Raw genomic sequence first — 17113 nt, forward strand, 5'->3', positions numbered from 1 at the left:
ACAACTTCTGGGGATCACCAAACAAAAAATACCCACATCTATGTGATAGGTTGCAACCGCCCAATGATCAGGCGGAACGGGATCAGCGCGATCAATGCAATCGCGATCTTCACACCCCAGTCGGCCACGGCCAACGTCACCCACAACGGTGCTTCGGGGCCGGACAACAAGAATGGCACAGCCTCCCACGCCCAAGACACTTCGCCGTCCGCCGCCGCGCCGAACGACACGGTCGCGCTGAACGCGATTGTGAAAAACAGCGCTGTGTCGATGGTGGATCCGATGAATGTGGATGTCAGCGGGGCCTTCCACCATGCGCCATCACGCAAGCGCTGGAAAATGGCCACGTCGATCAATTGCGCCACAAGGAACGCCGTTGCCGATCCAATTGCCACACGCAACGCAACAGCGGGGAATTCATAACCATCCCCCTGGATCATGATCTGGCTGCCGATCAGCGAACAAATCACACCAACGGCAAAGCCGATGAAAACCACACGCCGCGCCGCAGACACGCCGTAAACGCGGTTCATCACGTCGGTCACAAGAAACGCCAGCGGATACGTAAACGCACCCCACGTCAGCAATCCGTCAAGGATCAGAAACTGCACAAGGATGTTAGAAGCCACCACAACGATGGCCATGGCGATAACGCCAGGAAGAATTCGGGTCATAATATCAATCCGTTTTGACAAGGTAGTCGGACACTTGGCCCTTCAGGATAAAGGACGCCGCTCTATTGCGCAGGCGTCCTTCCCTGTCAATCGATTGTGACGCCTAGTTACTTTGCGCGACCGACAAACATTGCGTGGGCAAACGCGCCATTGTCAGCGGCCCGCGCGGTGTGCGCGGCGTTGCGTTCGGGTCTGGCGGGGGCGGGTTCAGAATGTTGTTCACCCATGTTTGCGCATCCGCACAGCCGTCACCCGCAGGCGGTGGCGCTTGGTTTTCGCAGCCCGCCGCCCCGTCAGGGCAGGTCAGACGCACGTGGAAATGATAATGGTGCCCATACCAAGGCCGGATTTTATTCAACCATGATCGATCACCGGTCGCCCATTCACACATCGCAACCTTTGCGCCGGGAAACACAAAAATCCGCGCCGTGCGATCATCACTAGCCGCAGCGCGCAACAATTGCATGTGCTGTTCGGTCCAACGCGAATTGGTAAACGCCCCCCGTTCGCGCCGCATGGAAATAGACGACAAATCTTCGCGTTCTTGACGCGACAGGTTCAACCGATCCGGCGGCAGCATCCATATATCAATATCCAAACCAGATTGATGGCTTGCGTGGCCGGTCAACATCGGGCCACCGCGCGGCTGGCTCATGTCGCCGACGTACAGGCCCTCCCAACCGGGCAACGTCGCGGCAAAGCGGCTTAGGTCTTGGACATAATCAACCGTATCAGGCTGCGCCCAATTGCGGTTCCGGCTCAGACGCATCGCTTGCCATGTCGGGCCTGTTTCGGGCAGCTGAACCGCCCCCGCCTGACAGCCGCGTGCATAGCCGCCAAAACTTTCGGATCGTTGCTCCGACGCCGTGGGCAAATACCCGAACACGTCTTTCGCGACACGATTGTCATTGGCGTTCTGCGTCGACATCACAGCAGCGGGTGCCGAAGAATTGCCCGGCACAGACCGGCTCACGTCGCTGTTACGACAGCTCGCCGTGAAGGCTAGCGCTGCGATCAGAATTCCGGTTTTGACTAAGCGTCCCATGCGTCGCGGTCTCCCTCTGGGTTGACCCACCATAACAAAATTAGCCCCGCAAGGAAAAGAAAGATCACTGGCAAAAACCCAAGCTGCGTATTTCCGGTGAGGTAGGTGAAAAACGTAATGCCCGCAGGCGCCAGAAATGCCGTGGCTTTACCGGACAGCGCAAACAGCCCAAACGCTTCGGCAGGGCGTTCAGGATGGGTATGACGCACCATCATGGACCGGCTGGCAGAATACACAGCACCCCCCGCACCACCAATCACCGCACCACAAATGTAAAAAATCGTGTCCGGCAGGGTCGATCCGATCGGCAAGGCGATCCAGTACACCTGTTCGCGCGACATAAACACAATCGTCAGGCTAACGAAGATCAAGCACCAAACAGCAACGCGGATCACAGGTTTCGGCCCGAACCGTTTATCCGCCAATCCGGCGATCCACGTTGTCACCGCAGCGGCAATCGCGGCCACCACACCAAAGACACCAATCGCTGTGACGTTCCAATCCAGCACCAACGCCGCATAGACCCCGCCAAACGCATAAAGCGCATTCAACGCATCGCGGTAAAACATCGACCCGATCAGAAAGTTCAAAAGACTTTTGCGCTGGGCCACAGATTTCAGCGTGCCCCACAAATCTCCCGCCACCGCGCCAAGGTTGGTGGGTTTGCCACCGGCCTTTGGGTCATCACGCACAAACAAAAAGAACGGCACCATGAAAATCATGAACCAGATCGCGATGAACGGTCCGACAAACCGCGTGCCTTCCTTTTGGGTGGCATCCAACCCGAACGCCGGTTCAAGGTTCACAAAGATCGTGCGCCCGTTGTCTTGTTCCACGAACAACAACAGCATGATGGCCAACGCGACAACGCCGCCCCAATATCCAAATGCCGCCGCTGATCCCGATATCCGCCCGACTTCGTCCTTGGAACCAAGGCTCGGCAGGATCGAATTGACGAAATTCAGGATCGATTCAGACGCAATGAAACCGATGTAGAACAGCGTCAGAACCAAGAACAAATTGCCCCCGTCCGGTGCCAAAAGCCAAAGCGATGCGGTGGCCAACACGTAAATGACCGAAAAGAACGAAATCCAAGGCATCTTGCGCCCCGAATTGTCCGCAAACGCGCCAAGGAACGGCGCGGTAAAGGCGATGATCAAACCCGATATCGTTTGCCCGGCAGACCAAAGGCCCTGCGCCTGCGCTTTCGCGGCCCCTTCCTCAAGGCCGGTGCCCAAGAAATGTTCGGCTGCGACAACCGCAAAATAGGGACCAAAAACAAACGTCAGGCCCAACGTATAAAACGGTTGGGATGCCCAATCAAAAGCCATCCAACCCCAGATACGTTTCTTAGATACAGTCGCCATGCGTAATCCCCTTACCCTTGGTGGGGATAAGACAGGCAAAGGCGGGGTCTGGCAATGGTTTAGGTCTTGTCCAGCGTCGGTGGCCACGTCCGCGTGGCTTCCGCATCAATCCAGTTTTGGACCCATTCCGCCGGCTCGGGCCGTGGCTGTGTGATGCCCATGGCCTCAATCAACACATCCGTTGGCACCGCGCGGCCCTTTTCAACGACAGCCGTGCGCAGCAACACATGGCTCGCGCAGTCGCCATTCAGCTTGTACATGCCCTGTTCGATATAGACGAAACGGGCGTCCCACGTCGCAATCCGCGTGCGGGTCTCGTATTTCTCGAACGGTAAAATCCGCTTGCGATACCGGATCGACGTGCCCGCCACAGTCAGCCCCCAGCGCTTCTTTTGCAAAAGCGCCCAAAGCCCCATGCGCACAGCCGCCTGAAATCGCCCCATTTCATACAGCGTCAAAATCCGCCCGTTGTTCATCTCACCGAAGATATCGCAATCGACCAAACGGCACCGATGTCGGGACACATGCATGTCCAGCGGGTCCATAGACGGCAACTTGCGCGCGGCAAACAGGTTCAGACCAAGGCGTAAAAATGGATACATGCAACCTACAGACGACTAAGTGACGTTAACGTCAAGTGGTGACGCCACGGAAAGCCATTGCCCTTTAACCTCTCCATGCTTACCTCTTGCCAAACGCGGAAAAGGACGTCCCATGGTTTCGATACTTCAAATTCTCCTCATGATCATCGGCGTGGCGCGGGTTTTCATCATCGCCCACTTCATCATGTCTTGGCTGATCCAGTTTCAGGTTCTCAACATTCGCCAGCCGTTTGTCGCACAAATCTGGCACGGGCTGTCGCGTTTGCTTGAACCCATTTATGGTCCGATCCGTCGGATACTGCCCCAGATGGGCGGCATCGATCTGGCCCCGCTGATCGCGCTTCTCGGGCTCGAGGCAATTCGAATTGTCCTGACAAACCAGCTCTACGCCATCGCGTAACCCTTGCCCCTGACTCCTCCCTGTGATTCTTTGCGCCCAATCGGGACAAATCACATCACAGGGAACGGTCATGGGCGCTGCCACGCTTCTATCTGACGTCTTCGGCTTTGACGGGTTCCGTCCGGGCCAACAAGAGATCGTAGAAGCTGTCACAGACGGTAAAAATACCCTCGCCATCATGCCCACGGGTGGCGGTAAATCCCTGTGTTTCCAACTGCCTGCATTGGTGCGCGACGGTGTAACTGTTGTCATTTCCCCGCTCATCGCCCTGATGCGCGATCAGGTCCGCGGCCTGAAAGAAGCAGGCGTCGTCGCAGGCGCTCTGACCTCCGGCAACACCGAAGAAGAAACCGATGAGGTGTGGCGCAATCTTGAAAACGGCACGCTGAAACTGCTCTACATCGCGCCCGAACGCCTTGCGTCGAATGGTGCCCTACGCATGTTGCGCCAATCCGGCGTGTCGATGATCGCCGTGGACGAAGCGCATTGTGTGTCCCAATGGGGCCACGATTTTCGCCCCGACTACCTGCGCATCGGCGAATTGCGAAAGGCGCTGGGCGTGCCATTGGCCGCCTTCACCGCCACTGCGGATGAAGAAACCCGAATCGAAATCATCGAAAAACTGTTCGACGGGGAAGACCCCGAAATCTTCCTGCACGGGTTTGATCGCCCCAACATCCACCTCGCCTTTGCCGCCAAAGACAGCCCGCGCAAACAAATCCTGTCCTTCGCCGCCGCCCGCAAAGAACAGGCCGGAATTGTGTACTGCGGCACCCGCGCCAAAACCGAAACCCTCGCCAAGGCGCTGCGCGACGATGGCCACACCGCCTGCCATTACCACGGCGGGATGGAGGCCGACGACCGCCGCCATGTCGAACGCCGTTTTCAACAAGAAGACGGGCTGATCGTCTGTGCCACAATCGCGTTCGGCATGGGCATCGACAAACCCGATATCCGCTGGGTCGCCCACGCCGACCTCCCCAAATCTATCGAAAGCTACTATCAGGAAATTGGCCGTGCTGGCCGCGATGGCGCCCCCGCCGAAACCCTGACTTTGTTTGGCCAAGACGACATCCGCTACCGCCGCCAACAAATCGACGAAGGCTTGGCCCCACCCGAACGGCGCGCCGCGGACCATGGCCGCCTCAACGCGCTGCTTGGCTTGGCAGAAGCCCTCAAATGCCGCCGCCAGAACCTGCTAAAATATTTCGGCGAAGATCCCGCGCCCTGCGGCCACTGCGATCTGTGCGACAAACCCGCTGAAGTTTTCGACGGCACCACCCCCGTGCGCATGGCGCTATCTGCCGCTTTGCGGACCGACGAACGCTTTGGCGCGGGCCATTTGATCGACATCGTGCTCGGCAATATGACCGACAAAGTCAAACAGTGGAACCACGATCAATTGCCGACTTTTGGCGTCGGCAAAGATTACTCCCGCGTTCAGTGGCAGGCGATTTTCCGGCAGATGATGGGCCATGACCTTATGCGTCCGGACGCCGAACGCCACGGTGCCCTGCGCATGACCCAAAAGGCCCGCCCGATCCTGCGGGACGAAGAAACAATCCAACTGCGCCGCGACACGATCAAGGCCGCGCGCACGGGCCCTGTCGTCAAACAGATGGTCAAAGAAGAAGACGCGCCGCTTCTCTCTGCGCTCAAGGCGAAACGCCGCTTTTTCGCCGAACAGATCGGCGGCCCTGCCTACATCATCTTCAACGATCGCACGCTGATCGAAATGGCCGAAAAACGCCCCACCGATCTGGATGACATGGCCCGCATCGGCGGTGTTGGCGCCAAAAAGCTCGACAAATACGGCGCGGCATTTCTTGAGGTCATCAACGGCGAGGCCGAGGCCCTGCACCCGCAACGCCAAAAGCTCGCCGGACGCACCGAAGGCACAATCTACGACCGCCTGTTGGAAGTGCAGGCAGACCTGTCGCGCGGGCCGGACGGTGCGGACAAACCCATGTCGTGTTCCGCGTCCCAGCTTGCCAAGGTGGCGTCGCAAAAACCACGCGACGAACAGGCCATCACGCGCATCATCGGGGATCGCCACGCAGACCGGTTTGGCGCAGCATTCCTCGACATCCTGCGCGAGGCATGAGGCCCGTTAACCATTCCCGATATGGCACCCGACCCATACTGGACCCATACCCGACCCATACCAAACCCATACGCCTGTTTTCGCATTAACATTCCCGGACTCGCCCTCGCCCCGGACTGCATTATATAGAAATCGAACCAACCAAAGGCCCGCCCATGTTGACCGTCATATCGCCCGCAAAATCCCTCGACATGGAACCAGTCTCCGTGGACGTGACGCAGCCCGATTTTCAGGCAGAGGCCGTGAGCCTCGCGAAAACATCGCGCAACCTGACGCTGGGCGCGTTGAAGAATCTCATGTCGATTTCCGATGACCTCGCGCGGCTCAACCGTGACCGGTTTAAAGCCTTCGAAGAAACCCCCGCGCCAGATGTGACCAAAGCTGCGGCGCTGATGTTCAATGGTGATACTTATCAAGGGCTTGAGGCAAAAACACTGTCCGATGCAGATATGGCCTATGCGCAAAATCACCTGCGGATTCTGTCTGGCCTCTATGGTCTTTTGCGCCCCCTCGACGCGATCCAGGCCTACCGTCTTGAAATGGGCAGCCGCCTGAAAACACGGCGCGGAAAGACCCTTTATGATTACTGGGGCACCACAATTTCCAAGGCGCTGAACGATCTTGGCGAAGATCAAAACACCGACACATTGGTCAATTGCGCATCGCAAGAATACTTTGGCGCGGCCGATACTAAGGCATTGAAACTAAACGTAATCACGCCCGTTTTCATGGAAGTCAAAGACGACCGCCCCCGCATCGTCAGCTTTTTCGCCAAACGCGCACGCGGCGCCATGGCCCGCCACATTGTCGAAAACCGCGTCACCGATCTGGACGGCCTGCGCGATTTCGCATCCGGCGGATACGCCTATGACGCAGACCTTAGTGAAGGCAACAAAATGGTGTTCCTGCGCGACTACCCAAAGACTTAGATCCGCTCAATCGCCAGCGCGATTCCCTGTCCGCCACCTATGCACATGGTGATCAGCGCGCGTTTTTGTTGAGTTCTTTCAAGCTCATACATGGCCTTCACGGTGATGATCGCCCCCGTCGCCCCCACCGGATGCCCCAACGCAATCGCGCCGCCATTCGGGTTCACACGGGCCGGATCAAACCCCAGTTCTTTGCTGACAGCCAAGGCCTGCGACGCAAACGCCTCGTTGCTCTCAATCACATCAAAATTGCCCGCGCTTAGGCCCGTTTTTTCCAAAAGCTTGCGAACGGCTGGCACGGGGCCAATTCCCATCACCTCGGGTCGCACACCCGCATGGGCATACCCCAGAACACGGAATTTTGGTGTTAATCCAGCGGCTTGCGCGGCATCTGCCGTCGCTAAAACAATCGCCGCCGCCCCGTCATTGATCCCCGATGCATTGCCCGCCGTGACGGTTCCATCCTTTTGAAACACCGCCCGCAGGCCCGCCAATGCATCCAAAGTTGTCGCCTTGGGGTGTTCGTCGCACGCAAAAGAAACAACTTCGCGGCGGACTTTTACATCAACAGGAACGATCTGTTCGTCGAAATATCCGGCCTCAATCGCCGTCGCTGCACGATCTTGCGACACCAGCGCAAAAGCATCCTGATCCGCACGCGTGACCCCATGTTCAGCCGCAACATTTTCCGCCGTAACGCCCATGTGCCCGGTCCCGAACGGGCAGTTCAACGCGCCCAACATCATGTCTTGGCCGGCCACATCCCCCATCTTCGCGCCCCATCGGGCATCCGGTAAAATGAACGGGGACCTGCTCATATTTTCAGCACCGCCCGCCAGACCAAACTCAGCGTCCCCCAGCATAAGCGATTGAATAATTGATATAATCGCCTGTACGCCTGACCCGCACAAGCGGTTCACATTCATCGCAGGCACGCTGTCTGGAACGCCCGCACCCATGGCCGCCACGCGGCTTAAATACATATCGCGTGGCTCTGTGTTGATGACGTGCCCGAACGCGACATGGCCGATCTGGTCAGCCTTTACGCCGCCCCGATCCAACGCCGCCTTGGTGACGGTTGTGCCCAGATCAATGGGCGAAACCCGCGCAAGACTGCCACCAAATGCACCAATGGCTGTCCGTGCACCGGATAAAATTACGATCTCAGACATCTCGCGGCCCTCCCGGTTTTATTTGGCCCCAGACTACCGTGCGGGCAGGCTTCGCCAAGCCTGACGTTGCGGCCAAAACACGAAACATCGCCGCGACACCCTTTCCAATTCCTCTCACCTGCTAGGTCTAATAGGTAGAAACAGACCTTTCAGAAAAGACCCGCATATGTTGTTGAACGTGACCAATCTGTACAAATCTTACGCGGGGCCGGACGGCGCGTTGCCGATCCTTCAAGGCATCGACATGGCGCTGGAACGCGGTGAAACACTGGCGCTTACCGGGGAATCGGGTAGCGGCAAAAGCACGCTGTTGCATCTTGTCGGCGGCCTTGATCAGCCGGACAGCGGCGTGGTTGAAGTCGACGGCGTGGACATTGGCGCGCTGGATGATGCGGGTCGCGCAGCGGTGCGCCGTGACAAAGTCGGCGTTGTGTTTCAACAGTTTAACCTGATCCCGTCACTGACTGTGGGTTCCAACATTGCGTTTCAGGCACGTCTTGCCGGGCGCGATGACACGGTATGGATCAAAAAATTGGCCGCCCGCATGGGATTGTCCAATCAGATGGAAAAATACCCCGAACAACTGTCAGGCGGGCAGCAACAACGGGTGGCGATTGCCCGCACCCTCGCGGCGAAACCCGCGCTTGTTCTTGCGGATGAACCCACCGGAAATCTGGATGAGGCGACGGCGGACACCGTCATGGACCTCATGCTTGATCTGGTGGCCGAAACCGAAGCCGCGCTTTTGATGGTGACCCATTCGGAACGTCTTGCGGCGCGCATGGGCCGTCGTTTGCACCTGCGCGCAGGGCGTGTCGCATGACGAAGGCGGGCCTACAGGCGCTGTTGTCCCACTGGCTGCGCAATCCCGTGCAGCTGTTCACGCTTGTGGTCGGGCTGTCCTTGGCGACGGCGCTTTGGTCGGGCGTTCAGGCTGTCAACGCCGAAGCACGGGCGTCTTACGATGCGGCGGCAGAAACCTTGGGCGAAGGTCAGTTTGCACAAATCACCGCGACGACGGGGACCATCCCGCAGGCCGATTACATCAAACTGCGGCGTGCCGGTTGGCGTGTTAGCCCCGTGGTCGAAGGCCGGTTGGACGGTGTACGGCTGATTGGGATTGATGCCCTGACCTCACCCGGTGGCATCGCGCCCGTCGGCTTGAACGAGGGGGATTTGACCGTCGATATGATCACCTCTGGCATTCTGTTCGCCACGCAAGACACGCTTGATCAGATCGAAGATTACGGCGTCCAGACCCTGCCAAACCCGGACGTTGCCCCCGGCGTGATCCTGACAGATGTGGGCACAGCGCAACGGTTGCTGGACATGGATGGCATGCTGTCACGCCTCATCGTGGCGCCTGCGCAACCTGTCATCCAACCGCCGCTGGCAGATGTCGTGTCCGGCCTGTCTGTGCGTCCGCCGCAAGGCGGATCAGACGTCGCGCGTCTGACGGACAGCTTCCATTTGAACCTGACAGCATTTGGCCTTTTGTCCTTCGCCGTGGGCATTTTCATCGTCCATGGCGCAATCGGATTGGCGTTTGAACAACGCCGTCCGGTCATCCGCACCCTGCGCGCGCTGGGCTTTCCGCTGGGTCGCCTTGTCGGGCTGATCGCGGTTGAATTGTTGGTGATTTCGCTGATCGCGGGGGCAATCGGTGTGGGGCTCGGTTACATCGTGGCCGCAGCACTTTTGCCAGACGTCGCAGCGACGATTTCAGGCCTTTACGGGGCATCGGTGTCCGGCACGTTACAGCTGCGCCCCGAATGGTGGTTGTCCGGTTTGCTGATCGCCGTCGGCGGCACCGCGATGGCCGCTGCTGCATCGTTGTGGCAACTGGCGCGCATGCCGCTTTTGGCCTCTGCGCGCCCGCGTGCCTGGGCGATGCAAGCCGGACGTGGACGTTTGACACAAGGCGCGCTGGCGTTGGGTTTACTTGTCACTGCTATGCTACTCGGGTGGCTGGGCAGCGGGTTGGCAGCGGGGTTCGGGATGCTCGCCGCGTTGCTGATCGGTGCTGCCTTGGCGTTGCCCGTTGTATTGGATCGTGTCCTTGCCTTTGGGGCGTCGCGGGCGAAATCGGTCATGGCGGAATGGTTCTGGGCGGACACGCGCCAGCAATTGCCGGGCCTGTCGCTGGCTCTTATGGCGTTGCTGCTGGCGATGGCCGCAAACGTCGGCGTGTCGACAATGGTCAGCAGTTTCCGCCTGACGTTTACCGGGTTTCTTGATCAGCGTCTTGCGTCTGAATTTTATGTTTACGCCGATGACGCCGAACAGGCTGCGGCGTTGCGCACCTACCTTGAACCGCGTGTCGATAAGGTGCTGCCGATCCAATCCGCAGACCAAGGCGTGCGCGGCCTTCCATCCGAAATTTATGGCCCCACAGCCCACGCAACCTACCGCGACAATTGGCTGTTCCTGAACGCGGCACCCGATGCTTGGGCGCGGATCGAAGCGGGTGAGGGCGCGGCGATCAACGAACAACTTGCACGGCGCGCAGACATCGCGATTGGTGATGAAATCACGCTCGCGGGGCGGCAATTCGCCGTGCTTGGCATCTATGGCGATTACGGCAACCCGATCGGCCAAGTCATCGTGACCGAAACCACATTCGAAACGCTTTTCCCCAATGTTTCACCGCTCCGGTTCGGCCTGCGGATGACCCCAGGTGATGTGCCCGCCCTTGCGGTGGAATTGCGCGACACCTTCGGTCTGGCTGAGGCGAACATGGTCAATCAGGCGGGTATCAAGGCGTTCTCGCTTGATGTGTTTGACCGCACGTTCACCGTGACGGGTGCGCTGAATGTCCTGACCCTCGCCGTGGCAGGTTTCGCCATTTTGATGAGCCTTCTGACACTTGCCACAATGCGCCTCCCCCAATTGGCACCTGTCTGGGCACAGGGTTTGACCCGCGCGCGATTGGGGCGCATCGAAATCATCCGCGCGGTTCTTCTGGCGCTGCTGACGGCGGCCCTCGCGCTGCCGTTGGGGCTGGCCTTGGCATGGACGCTTTTGGCGGTGGTCAACGTCGAAGCCTTCGGGTGGCGGCTTCCGATGTTTTTATTCCCGCTGGATTACGCACGCCTTGCCGTGTTTGCGGTGGTTGCGGCGGTGCTGGCCGCACTGTGGCCCGCCCGAAAACTCGCCCGCACGCGCCCCGCCGATTTGCTGAAAGTCTTTTCCAATGAACGCTAGAATATTGCTTCTTCTTCTGTGGCCCTTCGCCGTCAGCGCGCAGGGCTTTGCCGGTCTGGGTACAGGCACCGACGGGTTTTCCACCCCGCAACAACCTGCCATTTTTGATTTCCCCGCAGATCACGGCCCCCACGATGATTACCGGATTGAGTGGTGGTATCTGACAGCAAACCTAACGGCGGAAGATGGCACACCCTATGGTTTGCAATGGACGCTGTTTCGCTCTGCCCTCACGCCGGATGGCGGCGAAGGTTGGTCGTCTCCGCAACTCTGGATGGGTCACGCGGCGGTCACGACGCCTGATGCGCATTTTGTCACTGAACGGCTGGCGCGTGGCGGGATCGGGCAGGCGGGCGTCACCGCTGACCCGTTTGAGGCATGGATCGATGATTGGCAGCTTGTCGGCGATGATTTCGACACGCTCAGAATGACAGCCAGCGGCCCGGATTTCGCCTATGATATGGGGCTGCGCGCCCAAGGTCCGTTGGTGTTTCACGGCGATGCTGGCTATTCCGTCAAATCCGCACAAGGGCAGGCGTCCTATTATTATTCGCAACCTTTCTATGACATCGAAGGTACCCTGACGTTGCCGGACGGGGATGTCGTGGTCAGCGGTCAGGCTTGGCTGGATCGCGAATGGTCGTCACAACCCCTATCTGACAATCAAACCGGATGGGATTGGTTTTCCCTGTCGTTCGAGGACGCCAAATTGATGGGCTTTCAATTGCGCCAGACCGACGGCACCGCCTACACGTCCGCCACGTGGATTGACGCAGACGGCACCACCACGCCCTACACCGATGGCGCATTTTCCGCGCAGCCCTTATCCGTGTCATCCGTTGCGGGCCGTGAAATTCCAACCCTTTGGCGCGTCTTGCTGCCTGACCGCGATCTGGACGTGATCGTTCAGGCGATCAACGATCAGGCATGGATGGACACATCGATCCCGTATTGGGAAGGTCCGGTGACCGTAACGGGCACCCACGCCGGCGTTGGTTATCTGGAAATGACGGGGTACGAGTGAGTGACGCACGCGTGATCACACGCCTCTGGGCCAACTGCCCTGCCCACGTTAGAACGATCTGATGAAACAAACGATCCCCTTCACCCGTGACCTTGTGTTAATCGGCGGCGGCCACACCCATGCGCTGATCCTGCGAAAATGGGGGATGAATCCGCTGCCGGGCGCGCGCCTGACGGTGATCAACCCCGGCCCGACGGCCCCCTATTCCGGCATGTTGCCGGGGTTTGTTGCCGGGCATTACACACGCGATGAACTGGACATCGATTTGGTCAAGCTTGCACGGTTCGCAGGCGCGCGTTTGATCGCGGGCAAGGCTGTCGCGATAGATCCGGTGACCAAGACAATTACCGTGCCCGGCCGCCCACCCGTCGCCTATGATGTGGCCGCGATTGATGTGGGGATCACGTCCGAGATGCCCAAACTTGCGGGCTTTTCGGACAATGGCATTCCCGCCAAACCCTTGGGCGTTTTTGCATCCCGTTGGGACGACTACCGCAACACCGCCAAGGCACCAAAGGTCGCCGTCATCGGGGGCGGCGTTGCAGGTGCGGAACTGGCCATGGCGATGGCTTATGCCCTGCGTGACAAATCCCCACAGGTGTCCCTGATCGACCGCGGCTTGGTGCTGGACGGGTTTAACACCCCCGCCCGCAGCCGCCTGTTGGCCGCCTTGTCCGATCTGAATGTGACCTTGGTTGAAAACGCCGATGTCATCGAAGTTCTGCCCGATGCCGTGCGTCTGTCTGATGGCACCCTCATCGAGTCCGATTTCACAACAGGGGCCGCAGGTGCGCGCCCGCACGATTGGATCAGCGACATCGGGCTAGACACGCATGACGGTTTTCTAACTGTCGGGCCGACCCTGCAAACTTCAGACCCAGATGTTTTTGCCGTGGGCGATTGCGCGCATCTGTCCCACGATCCGCGCCCCAAGGCGGGTGTCTTTGCTGTGCGCGAAGCGCCCTATCTTTTCGACAATCTGCGCGCTGCATTGTCGGGCGGCACGATGCGCAAATTCCACCCCCAAAAAGACTACCTCAAACTCATTTCGCTTGGCGGCAAAACAGCACTGGCCGAGAAATTCGGCACCGCGCGGCGCGGCACATTGCTGTGGCGTTGGAAGGATCAGATCGACCGTAAATTCATGACCCAGTTTGACGGTTTGGCGATGCCAGCTGACCCGCTGCCCTTGCGCGTGGCAGACGGTGTGCATGAAACACTGGGCGATGCGCCCCTGTGCGGTGGATGCGGAGCCAAAGTGGGGCGTGGTGCGCTGCAAGACGCGCTTTCAGATCTACCAAAATCCACCCGCGATGATGTGATTTCCCTGCCCGGTGATGATGCGGCGTTGCTGAAAACCGGCGGCGCGACCCAAGTGTTGACGACAGACCACCTCAGCGCGGTGACGCAAGATCCCGTGTTGATGGCGAACATCGCGACAACCCATGCGCTGGGCGACATCTGGGCGATGGGTGCCGCCCCGCAAGCAGCTGTTTTATCCCTGACCCTGCCGCGCATGTCCGCTGTTTTGCAACGCCGTACCGTGGCTGAAATCACATCCACCGTCGCGGCTATTTTGCATCGTCTCGGGGCTGCATTGGTGGGTGGCCACACGACGCTGGGCGACGCCATGACCATCGGGCTGTCCATCACTGGCCTGTGCGACGCTGCACCTATCACCCTTGCGGGTGCAAAAGCGGGCGATGTTCTGGTGCTGACCAAACCCATCGGATCGGGCACCATTCTAGCGGCAGACATGCGCGGGCTGGCGCGGGGACACGATGTTTTGGCCTGCTACCAACACATGATCACACACCCAAACCCCGCCGACATGCACGCGGCCCACGCGATGACGGATGTCACGGGGTTCGGCCTTGCGGGGCATCTTGCAGGGATGTGTGATGCGTCCGGCGTGGGCGCGCATGTGCGGCTGGATCATGTGCCGTTGATGAATGGCGCGCTTGATCTGGCCAGTGCAGGCGTGCGGTCGTCGTTGTTTGCAGACAACCGAAACGACGCGCGCATTACGGCCCCTGACACAGCGCAATCTGCTTTGATGTTTGATCCTCAAACTGGCGGTGGGTTGCTTGCCGCCATGCCCAGAGACGCAGCTGAAAACATCGTCGATGATCGTATCAAAATCATCGGGGAAATCACGGCAGGCGCGGGCGTGACGTTCAGCTAACCGATGTGACCCAATCAGCAATGCGGTGGGCCAGCCCGTCACGGTCGTCCGCTGTCAATCCGGCGACGTCAAAGCGTTGCAAAACATCCGCGTCATGGCGCCTGCGCCCTGATCGATAGGTCGGGTCATAATGATCATCCATCAAGGCCCGCGCGAGGGCTTCGAACTCTCCGGCGTCCAGCAAGGCCAGCCAACCATCAACACGGCTGCCACGGTGACGGCGCAAGATGTCCAATTTTGTGCGCAATTTGTCGCCGTCCGCGCTCACATCTGCATAGGCGTCGGCCAGATAGGCGGCGCGGGCATCCAGTGGCGCGTCAATTTCAATACGCGGCGCGGCCTTCATCGCAGCCCAAAGCATCGGCGGCACGATCCTGTCACCGACTTTGCTGCTCTCGGCCTCAACGATCACCGGGCGGGCCGGATCAAGCCGCGTCAGGGCCAAAGCCAGCGCCGTTTCAAACCCCTTTTGCGCAGGCTGCCCACCGTCCATTTCGCCCAGCAAAGACCCGCGATGATTGGCAAGCCCTTCAAGGTCCAACACCTGCACGCCAAGCGCATCCAAACGATGTAAAATGTCGGTCTTTGCGGTGCCTGTATTGCCGTCCAAAAGGATCAAACGGTGCGGCACGGGATCATGATACAAGACATCATGCACAAGGTTTCGAAAGCTCTGATATCCGCCCTCAATCACGTCGGCGCGCCATCCGATTTGCGTCAGGATCGATGCGAACGACCCTGATCGTTGACCACCCCGCCAGCAATAGACCAAGGGCCGCCACGATCCGAGGTGGTCTTTCAACGGCCCTTCAAGATGCGCGGCCACATTGCGCGCAACCAATGCCGCCCCCATTTTGCGCGCCTTAAAGGGCGACACTTGCACATAGATCGTCCCTACCTCGGCGCGTTCGTCGTTCGACAACGCAGGCAGGTTGATCGCACCGGGCACGTGGTCTTCAGCAAATTCGGCAGGGGATCGCACATCTATCACGGCGTCGAACCCATGGTTCAACAGATCGCGTAGGGTGGTGAACGTGGTTTTCATACCGTCGTCCTATCCGACCCTCAGGCGCGCCGAAAGGGACTTGTCGCACGGTGCCGCGGGGCGCTATCCAAGGCCATGACCCTTCGCGCGCTCGACAGTATCAATGATCGCCACATTGTCGCGTCGTTCTTCGCGGCGGCTGCGGATTACGTGACATTGGAAACAGGCGCACCGCCTAAGGCTGCCACAACGCAGGACTTCTTTGACGACCGCCCGCCAAATGTCGCGCCCGATGATGTGCAACGCTTAGGGCTGTTTGAACACGAACATCTTGTCGGGCTACTGGCGTTCAGTTTCGGATACCCTGAACCGACAGATTGCTACATCGGTCTGCTTTTGTTGTCGCCGGGATTGCGCGGGCAGGGCAACGGCCCGCGTGCACTGGCCCACGCCACCAGTCTGGCACGTGCGCGCGGCATGCGCCGCCAATTGGTTGCGGTGCTGGATGCCAACCCCAAGGCGCGGGCATTTTGGGAACGTGAAGGATTTGTTTGGGAACAAACTTTTGCGCCCAGCGACGATGCGCACAGCCGCCACCGTTTGATCCGCGAAATTTAGGGGCGCAGTGGCGCGCGCCCGGCCTCGTCCAAGGTAAACCAACCCGTGCCATCATAAACGGCGGGCACAAGGGGGCGGCCATATCCGGCGCCACCATCCAGATTGATCCGGTTGCCATGGTGCTGGGGGAAATCAAGCGCCGTGTGGCCGTGCACATACATCGCATCCAGATCGGCGGTGTAATCGAGCCAGCCGTCCCTGATCCAAATCAGATCGCTGCGCGTCTGGTCCGCCATGGCGACGTTCGGCCGAATGCCCGCATGAACAAATCTGTGCCCGTCCGGCGCATCCAGATACAGCGGCAGATTCGCGATCCAGTTCAGGTGATCCGCCGGAACCGCCATTTTGGCTGCATCGGAAAACGCAGCAATCAATTCGGGCGAGGCAGGGTCTAACCCGTGCTCGTTGGCGTGATCCCAACTGATCCATTCGGGGTGATCAATGTCGATGCCGCCCATATAGGACGCCAACGTGCGGCACCCGCCAAGACGGTGATGCAACCACGATTTACGCGACAGAATTTCAGGATGAACAACATTTCCGGCCGTCACAAACTGGTGCAACATCAGGTCGTGATTGCCCAGAATGCAGTGCCACGGTTTGCCCGCCGCCTGCCCATCCATAATTGTCTGAATGACCCACGCACTGTCCCACCCGCGATCTACCAGATCCCCGACGAAATACAGCGGCGCATCCGCCCCGCCATCCGCATCGATCAGTGCAAAAGCCCGTTCCAACTGCGCCTTTTGCCCGTGGATATCGCCAATCGCATAGAACATAAAACGGGTCTTTCAGGCTGGTTTC

15 protein-coding genes are annotated in these 17113 nt (G+C 59.2%); 8 read left to right on the plus strand and 7 right to left on the minus strand.

The genetic code is table 11. The features are described 5' to 3' along the window. Positions 1-38: 38 nt before the first annotated feature. The 4 genes from L0664_RS11260 to L0664_RS11275 all read right to left on the minus strand — a co-directional run bounded on the left by L0664_RS11260 (position 39) and on the right by L0664_RS11275 (position 3688). Complete coding sequence (locus L0664_RS11260; RefSeq protein WP_235225946.1) at positions 39-674, minus strand: queuosine precursor transporter; 636 nt, start codon at positions 672-674, stop codon at positions 39-41. A gap of 103 nt (positions 675-777) precedes the next feature. Further along, positions 778-1719, minus strand: coding sequence for a penicillin-insensitive murein endopeptidase (gene mepA / locus L0664_RS11265; RefSeq protein ID WP_235225947.1), 942 nt, complete (start codon positions 1717-1719; stop codon positions 778-780). Continuing rightward, positions 1707-3086, minus strand: coding sequence for an MFS transporter (locus L0664_RS11270; RefSeq protein ID WP_235225948.1), 1380 nt, complete (start codon positions 3084-3086; stop codon positions 1707-1709). The genes mepA and L0664_RS11270 overlap by 13 nt, the downstream gene beginning before the upstream one ends. Positions 3087-3145: 59 nt before the next feature. Beyond that, positions 3146-3688: an acyl-CoA thioesterase gene (locus L0664_RS11275; RefSeq protein WP_235225949.1), complete on the minus strand. Its 543-nt coding sequence runs from the start codon at positions 3686-3688 to the stop codon at positions 3146-3148. 112 nt (positions 3689-3800) lie between these two features. Here L0664_RS11275 and L0664_RS11280 point away from each other — a divergent pair, with 112 nt between their 5' ends. The 3 genes from L0664_RS11280 to yaaA all read left to right on the plus strand — a co-directional run bounded on the left by L0664_RS11280 (position 3801) and on the right by yaaA (position 7121). Further along, positions 3801-4088 carry a YggT family protein gene (locus L0664_RS11280; RefSeq protein WP_235225950.1) on the plus strand — a complete coding sequence of 96 codons (288 nt, stop codon included), beginning with the start codon at positions 3801-3803 and terminating at the stop codon, positions 4086-4088. A gap of 70 nt (positions 4089-4158) precedes the next feature. Continuing rightward, positions 4159-6192, plus strand: coding sequence for a DNA helicase RecQ (gene recQ / locus L0664_RS11285; RefSeq protein WP_235225951.1), 2034 nt, complete (start codon positions 4159-4161; stop codon positions 6190-6192). A 155-nt stretch (positions 6193-6347) separates the two neighbouring features. Then, positions 6348-7121 (plus strand): peroxide stress protein YaaA, encoded by a 774-nt coding sequence (gene yaaA / locus L0664_RS11290; protein WP_235225952.1) that lies wholly within the window; start codon positions 6348-6350, stop codon positions 7119-7121. On the opposite strand, the gene L0664_RS11295 is transcribed toward yaaA, so the two are convergent. Continuing rightward, positions 7118-8293 (minus strand): acetyl-CoA C-acyltransferase family protein, encoded by a 1176-nt coding sequence (locus L0664_RS11295; RefSeq protein ID WP_235225953.1) that lies wholly within the window; start codon positions 8291-8293, stop codon positions 7118-7120. The genes yaaA and L0664_RS11295 overlap by 4 nt on opposite strands. 166 nt (positions 8294-8459) lie before the next feature. Here L0664_RS11295 and L0664_RS11300 point away from each other — a divergent pair, with 166 nt between their 5' ends. The 4 genes from L0664_RS11300 (at position 8460) to selD (ending at position 14706) form a co-directional block, all read left to right on the plus strand. Then, the gene (locus L0664_RS11300; RefSeq protein ID WP_235225954.1) at positions 8460-9116 is read left to right on the plus strand and encodes an ABC transporter ATP-binding protein; all 657 of its coding nucleotides are present in this window, start codon (positions 8460-8462) and stop codon (positions 9114-9116) included. Continuing rightward, positions 9113-11497 (plus strand): ABC transporter permease, encoded by a 2385-nt coding sequence (locus L0664_RS11305; protein ID WP_235225955.1) that lies wholly within the window; start codon positions 9113-9115, stop codon positions 11495-11497. Before L0664_RS11300 ends, L0664_RS11305 begins: the two co-directional genes overlap by 4 nt. Then, positions 11487-12521 (plus strand): lipocalin-like domain-containing protein, encoded by a 1035-nt coding sequence (locus L0664_RS11310; protein ID WP_235225956.1) that lies wholly within the window; start codon positions 11487-11489, stop codon positions 12519-12521. Before L0664_RS11305 ends, L0664_RS11310 begins: the two co-directional genes overlap by 11 nt. Before the next feature lie 61 nt (positions 12522-12582). Continuing rightward, complete coding sequence (gene selD / locus L0664_RS11315; protein WP_235225957.1) at positions 12583-14706, plus strand: selenide, water dikinase SelD; 2124 nt, start codon at positions 12583-12585, stop codon at positions 14704-14706. On the opposite strand, the gene mnmH is transcribed toward selD, so the two are convergent. Beyond that, complete coding sequence (gene mnmH, locus L0664_RS11320; protein ID WP_235225958.1) at positions 14699-15751, minus strand: tRNA 2-selenouridine(34) synthase MnmH; 1053 nt, start codon at positions 15749-15751, stop codon at positions 14699-14701. The genes selD and mnmH overlap by 8 nt on opposite strands. Positions 15752-15826: 75 nt before the next feature. Here mnmH and L0664_RS11325 point away from each other — a divergent pair, with 75 nt between their 5' ends. After that, positions 15827-16309, plus strand: a complete 483-nt coding sequence (locus tag L0664_RS11325; RefSeq protein WP_235225959.1) for a GNAT family N-acetyltransferase — start codon at positions 15827-15829, stop codon at positions 16307-16309. On the opposite strand, the gene L0664_RS11330 is transcribed toward L0664_RS11325, so the two are convergent. Continuing rightward, entirely contained in the window at positions 16306-17088 is a 783-nt protein-coding gene (locus L0664_RS11330; RefSeq protein WP_235225960.1) for a metallophosphoesterase, read from the minus strand. The two genes, L0664_RS11325 and L0664_RS11330, sit on opposite strands and share 4 nt — an antisense overlap. Positions 17089-17113 lie beyond the last annotated feature (25 nt).

This window comes from Octadecabacter dasysiphoniae (assembly GCF_021532615.1).
In the GTDB taxonomy this organism is placed as follows: Bacteria; Pseudomonadota; Alphaproteobacteria; order Rhodobacterales; family Rhodobacteraceae; genus Octadecabacter; species Octadecabacter dasysiphoniae.

Bases quoted from the DNA above. Each gene is read 5' to 3' on its own strand.
- L0664_RS11260 (WP_235225946.1), bottom strand. From the start codon at position 674: ATGACCCGAATTCTTCCTGGCGTTATCGCCATGGCCATCGTTGTGGTG.
- mepA (WP_235225947.1), bottom strand. From the start codon at position 1,719: ATGGGACGCTTAGTCAAAACCGGAATTCTGATCGCAGCGCTAGCCTTC.
- L0664_RS11270 (WP_235225948.1), bottom strand. From the start codon at position 3,086: ATGGCGACTGTATCTAAGAAACGTATCTGGGGTTGGATGGCTTTTGAT.
- L0664_RS11275 (WP_235225949.1), bottom strand. From the start codon at position 3,688: ATGTATCCATTTTTACGCCTTGGTCTGAACCTGTTTGCCGCGCGCAAG.
- L0664_RS11280 (WP_235225950.1), top strand. From the start codon at position 3,801: ATGGTTTCGATACTTCAAATTCTCCTCATGATCATCGGCGTGGCGCGG.
- recQ (WP_235225951.1), top strand. From the start codon at position 4,159: ATGGGCGCTGCCACGCTTCTATCTGACGTCTTCGGCTTTGACGGGTTC.
- yaaA (WP_235225952.1), top strand. From the start codon at position 6,348: ATGTTGACCGTCATATCGCCCGCAAAATCCCTCGACATGGAACCAGTC.
- L0664_RS11295 (WP_235225953.1), bottom strand. From the start codon at position 8,293: ATGTCTGAGATCGTAATTTTATCCGGTGCACGGACAGCCATTGGTGCA.
- L0664_RS11300 (WP_235225954.1), top strand. From the start codon at position 8,460: ATGTTGTTGAACGTGACCAATCTGTACAAATCTTACGCGGGGCCGGAC.
- L0664_RS11305 (WP_235225955.1), top strand. From the start codon at position 9,113: ATGACGAAGGCGGGCCTACAGGCGCTGTTGTCCCACTGGCTGCGCAAT.
- L0664_RS11310 (WP_235225956.1), top strand. From the start codon at position 11,487: ATGAACGCTAGAATATTGCTTCTTCTTCTGTGGCCCTTCGCCGTCAGC.
- selD (WP_235225957.1), top strand. From the start codon at position 12,583: ATGAAACAAACGATCCCCTTCACCCGTGACCTTGTGTTAATCGGCGGC.
- mnmH (WP_235225958.1), bottom strand. From the start codon at position 15,751: ATGAAAACCACGTTCACCACCCTACGCGATCTGTTGAACCATGGGTTC.
- L0664_RS11325 (WP_235225959.1), top strand. From the start codon at position 15,827: ATGACCCTTCGCGCGCTCGACAGTATCAATGATCGCCACATTGTCGCG.
- L0664_RS11330 (WP_235225960.1), bottom strand. From the start codon at position 17,088: ATGTTCTATGCGATTGGCGATATCCACGGGCAAAAGGCGCAGTTGGAA.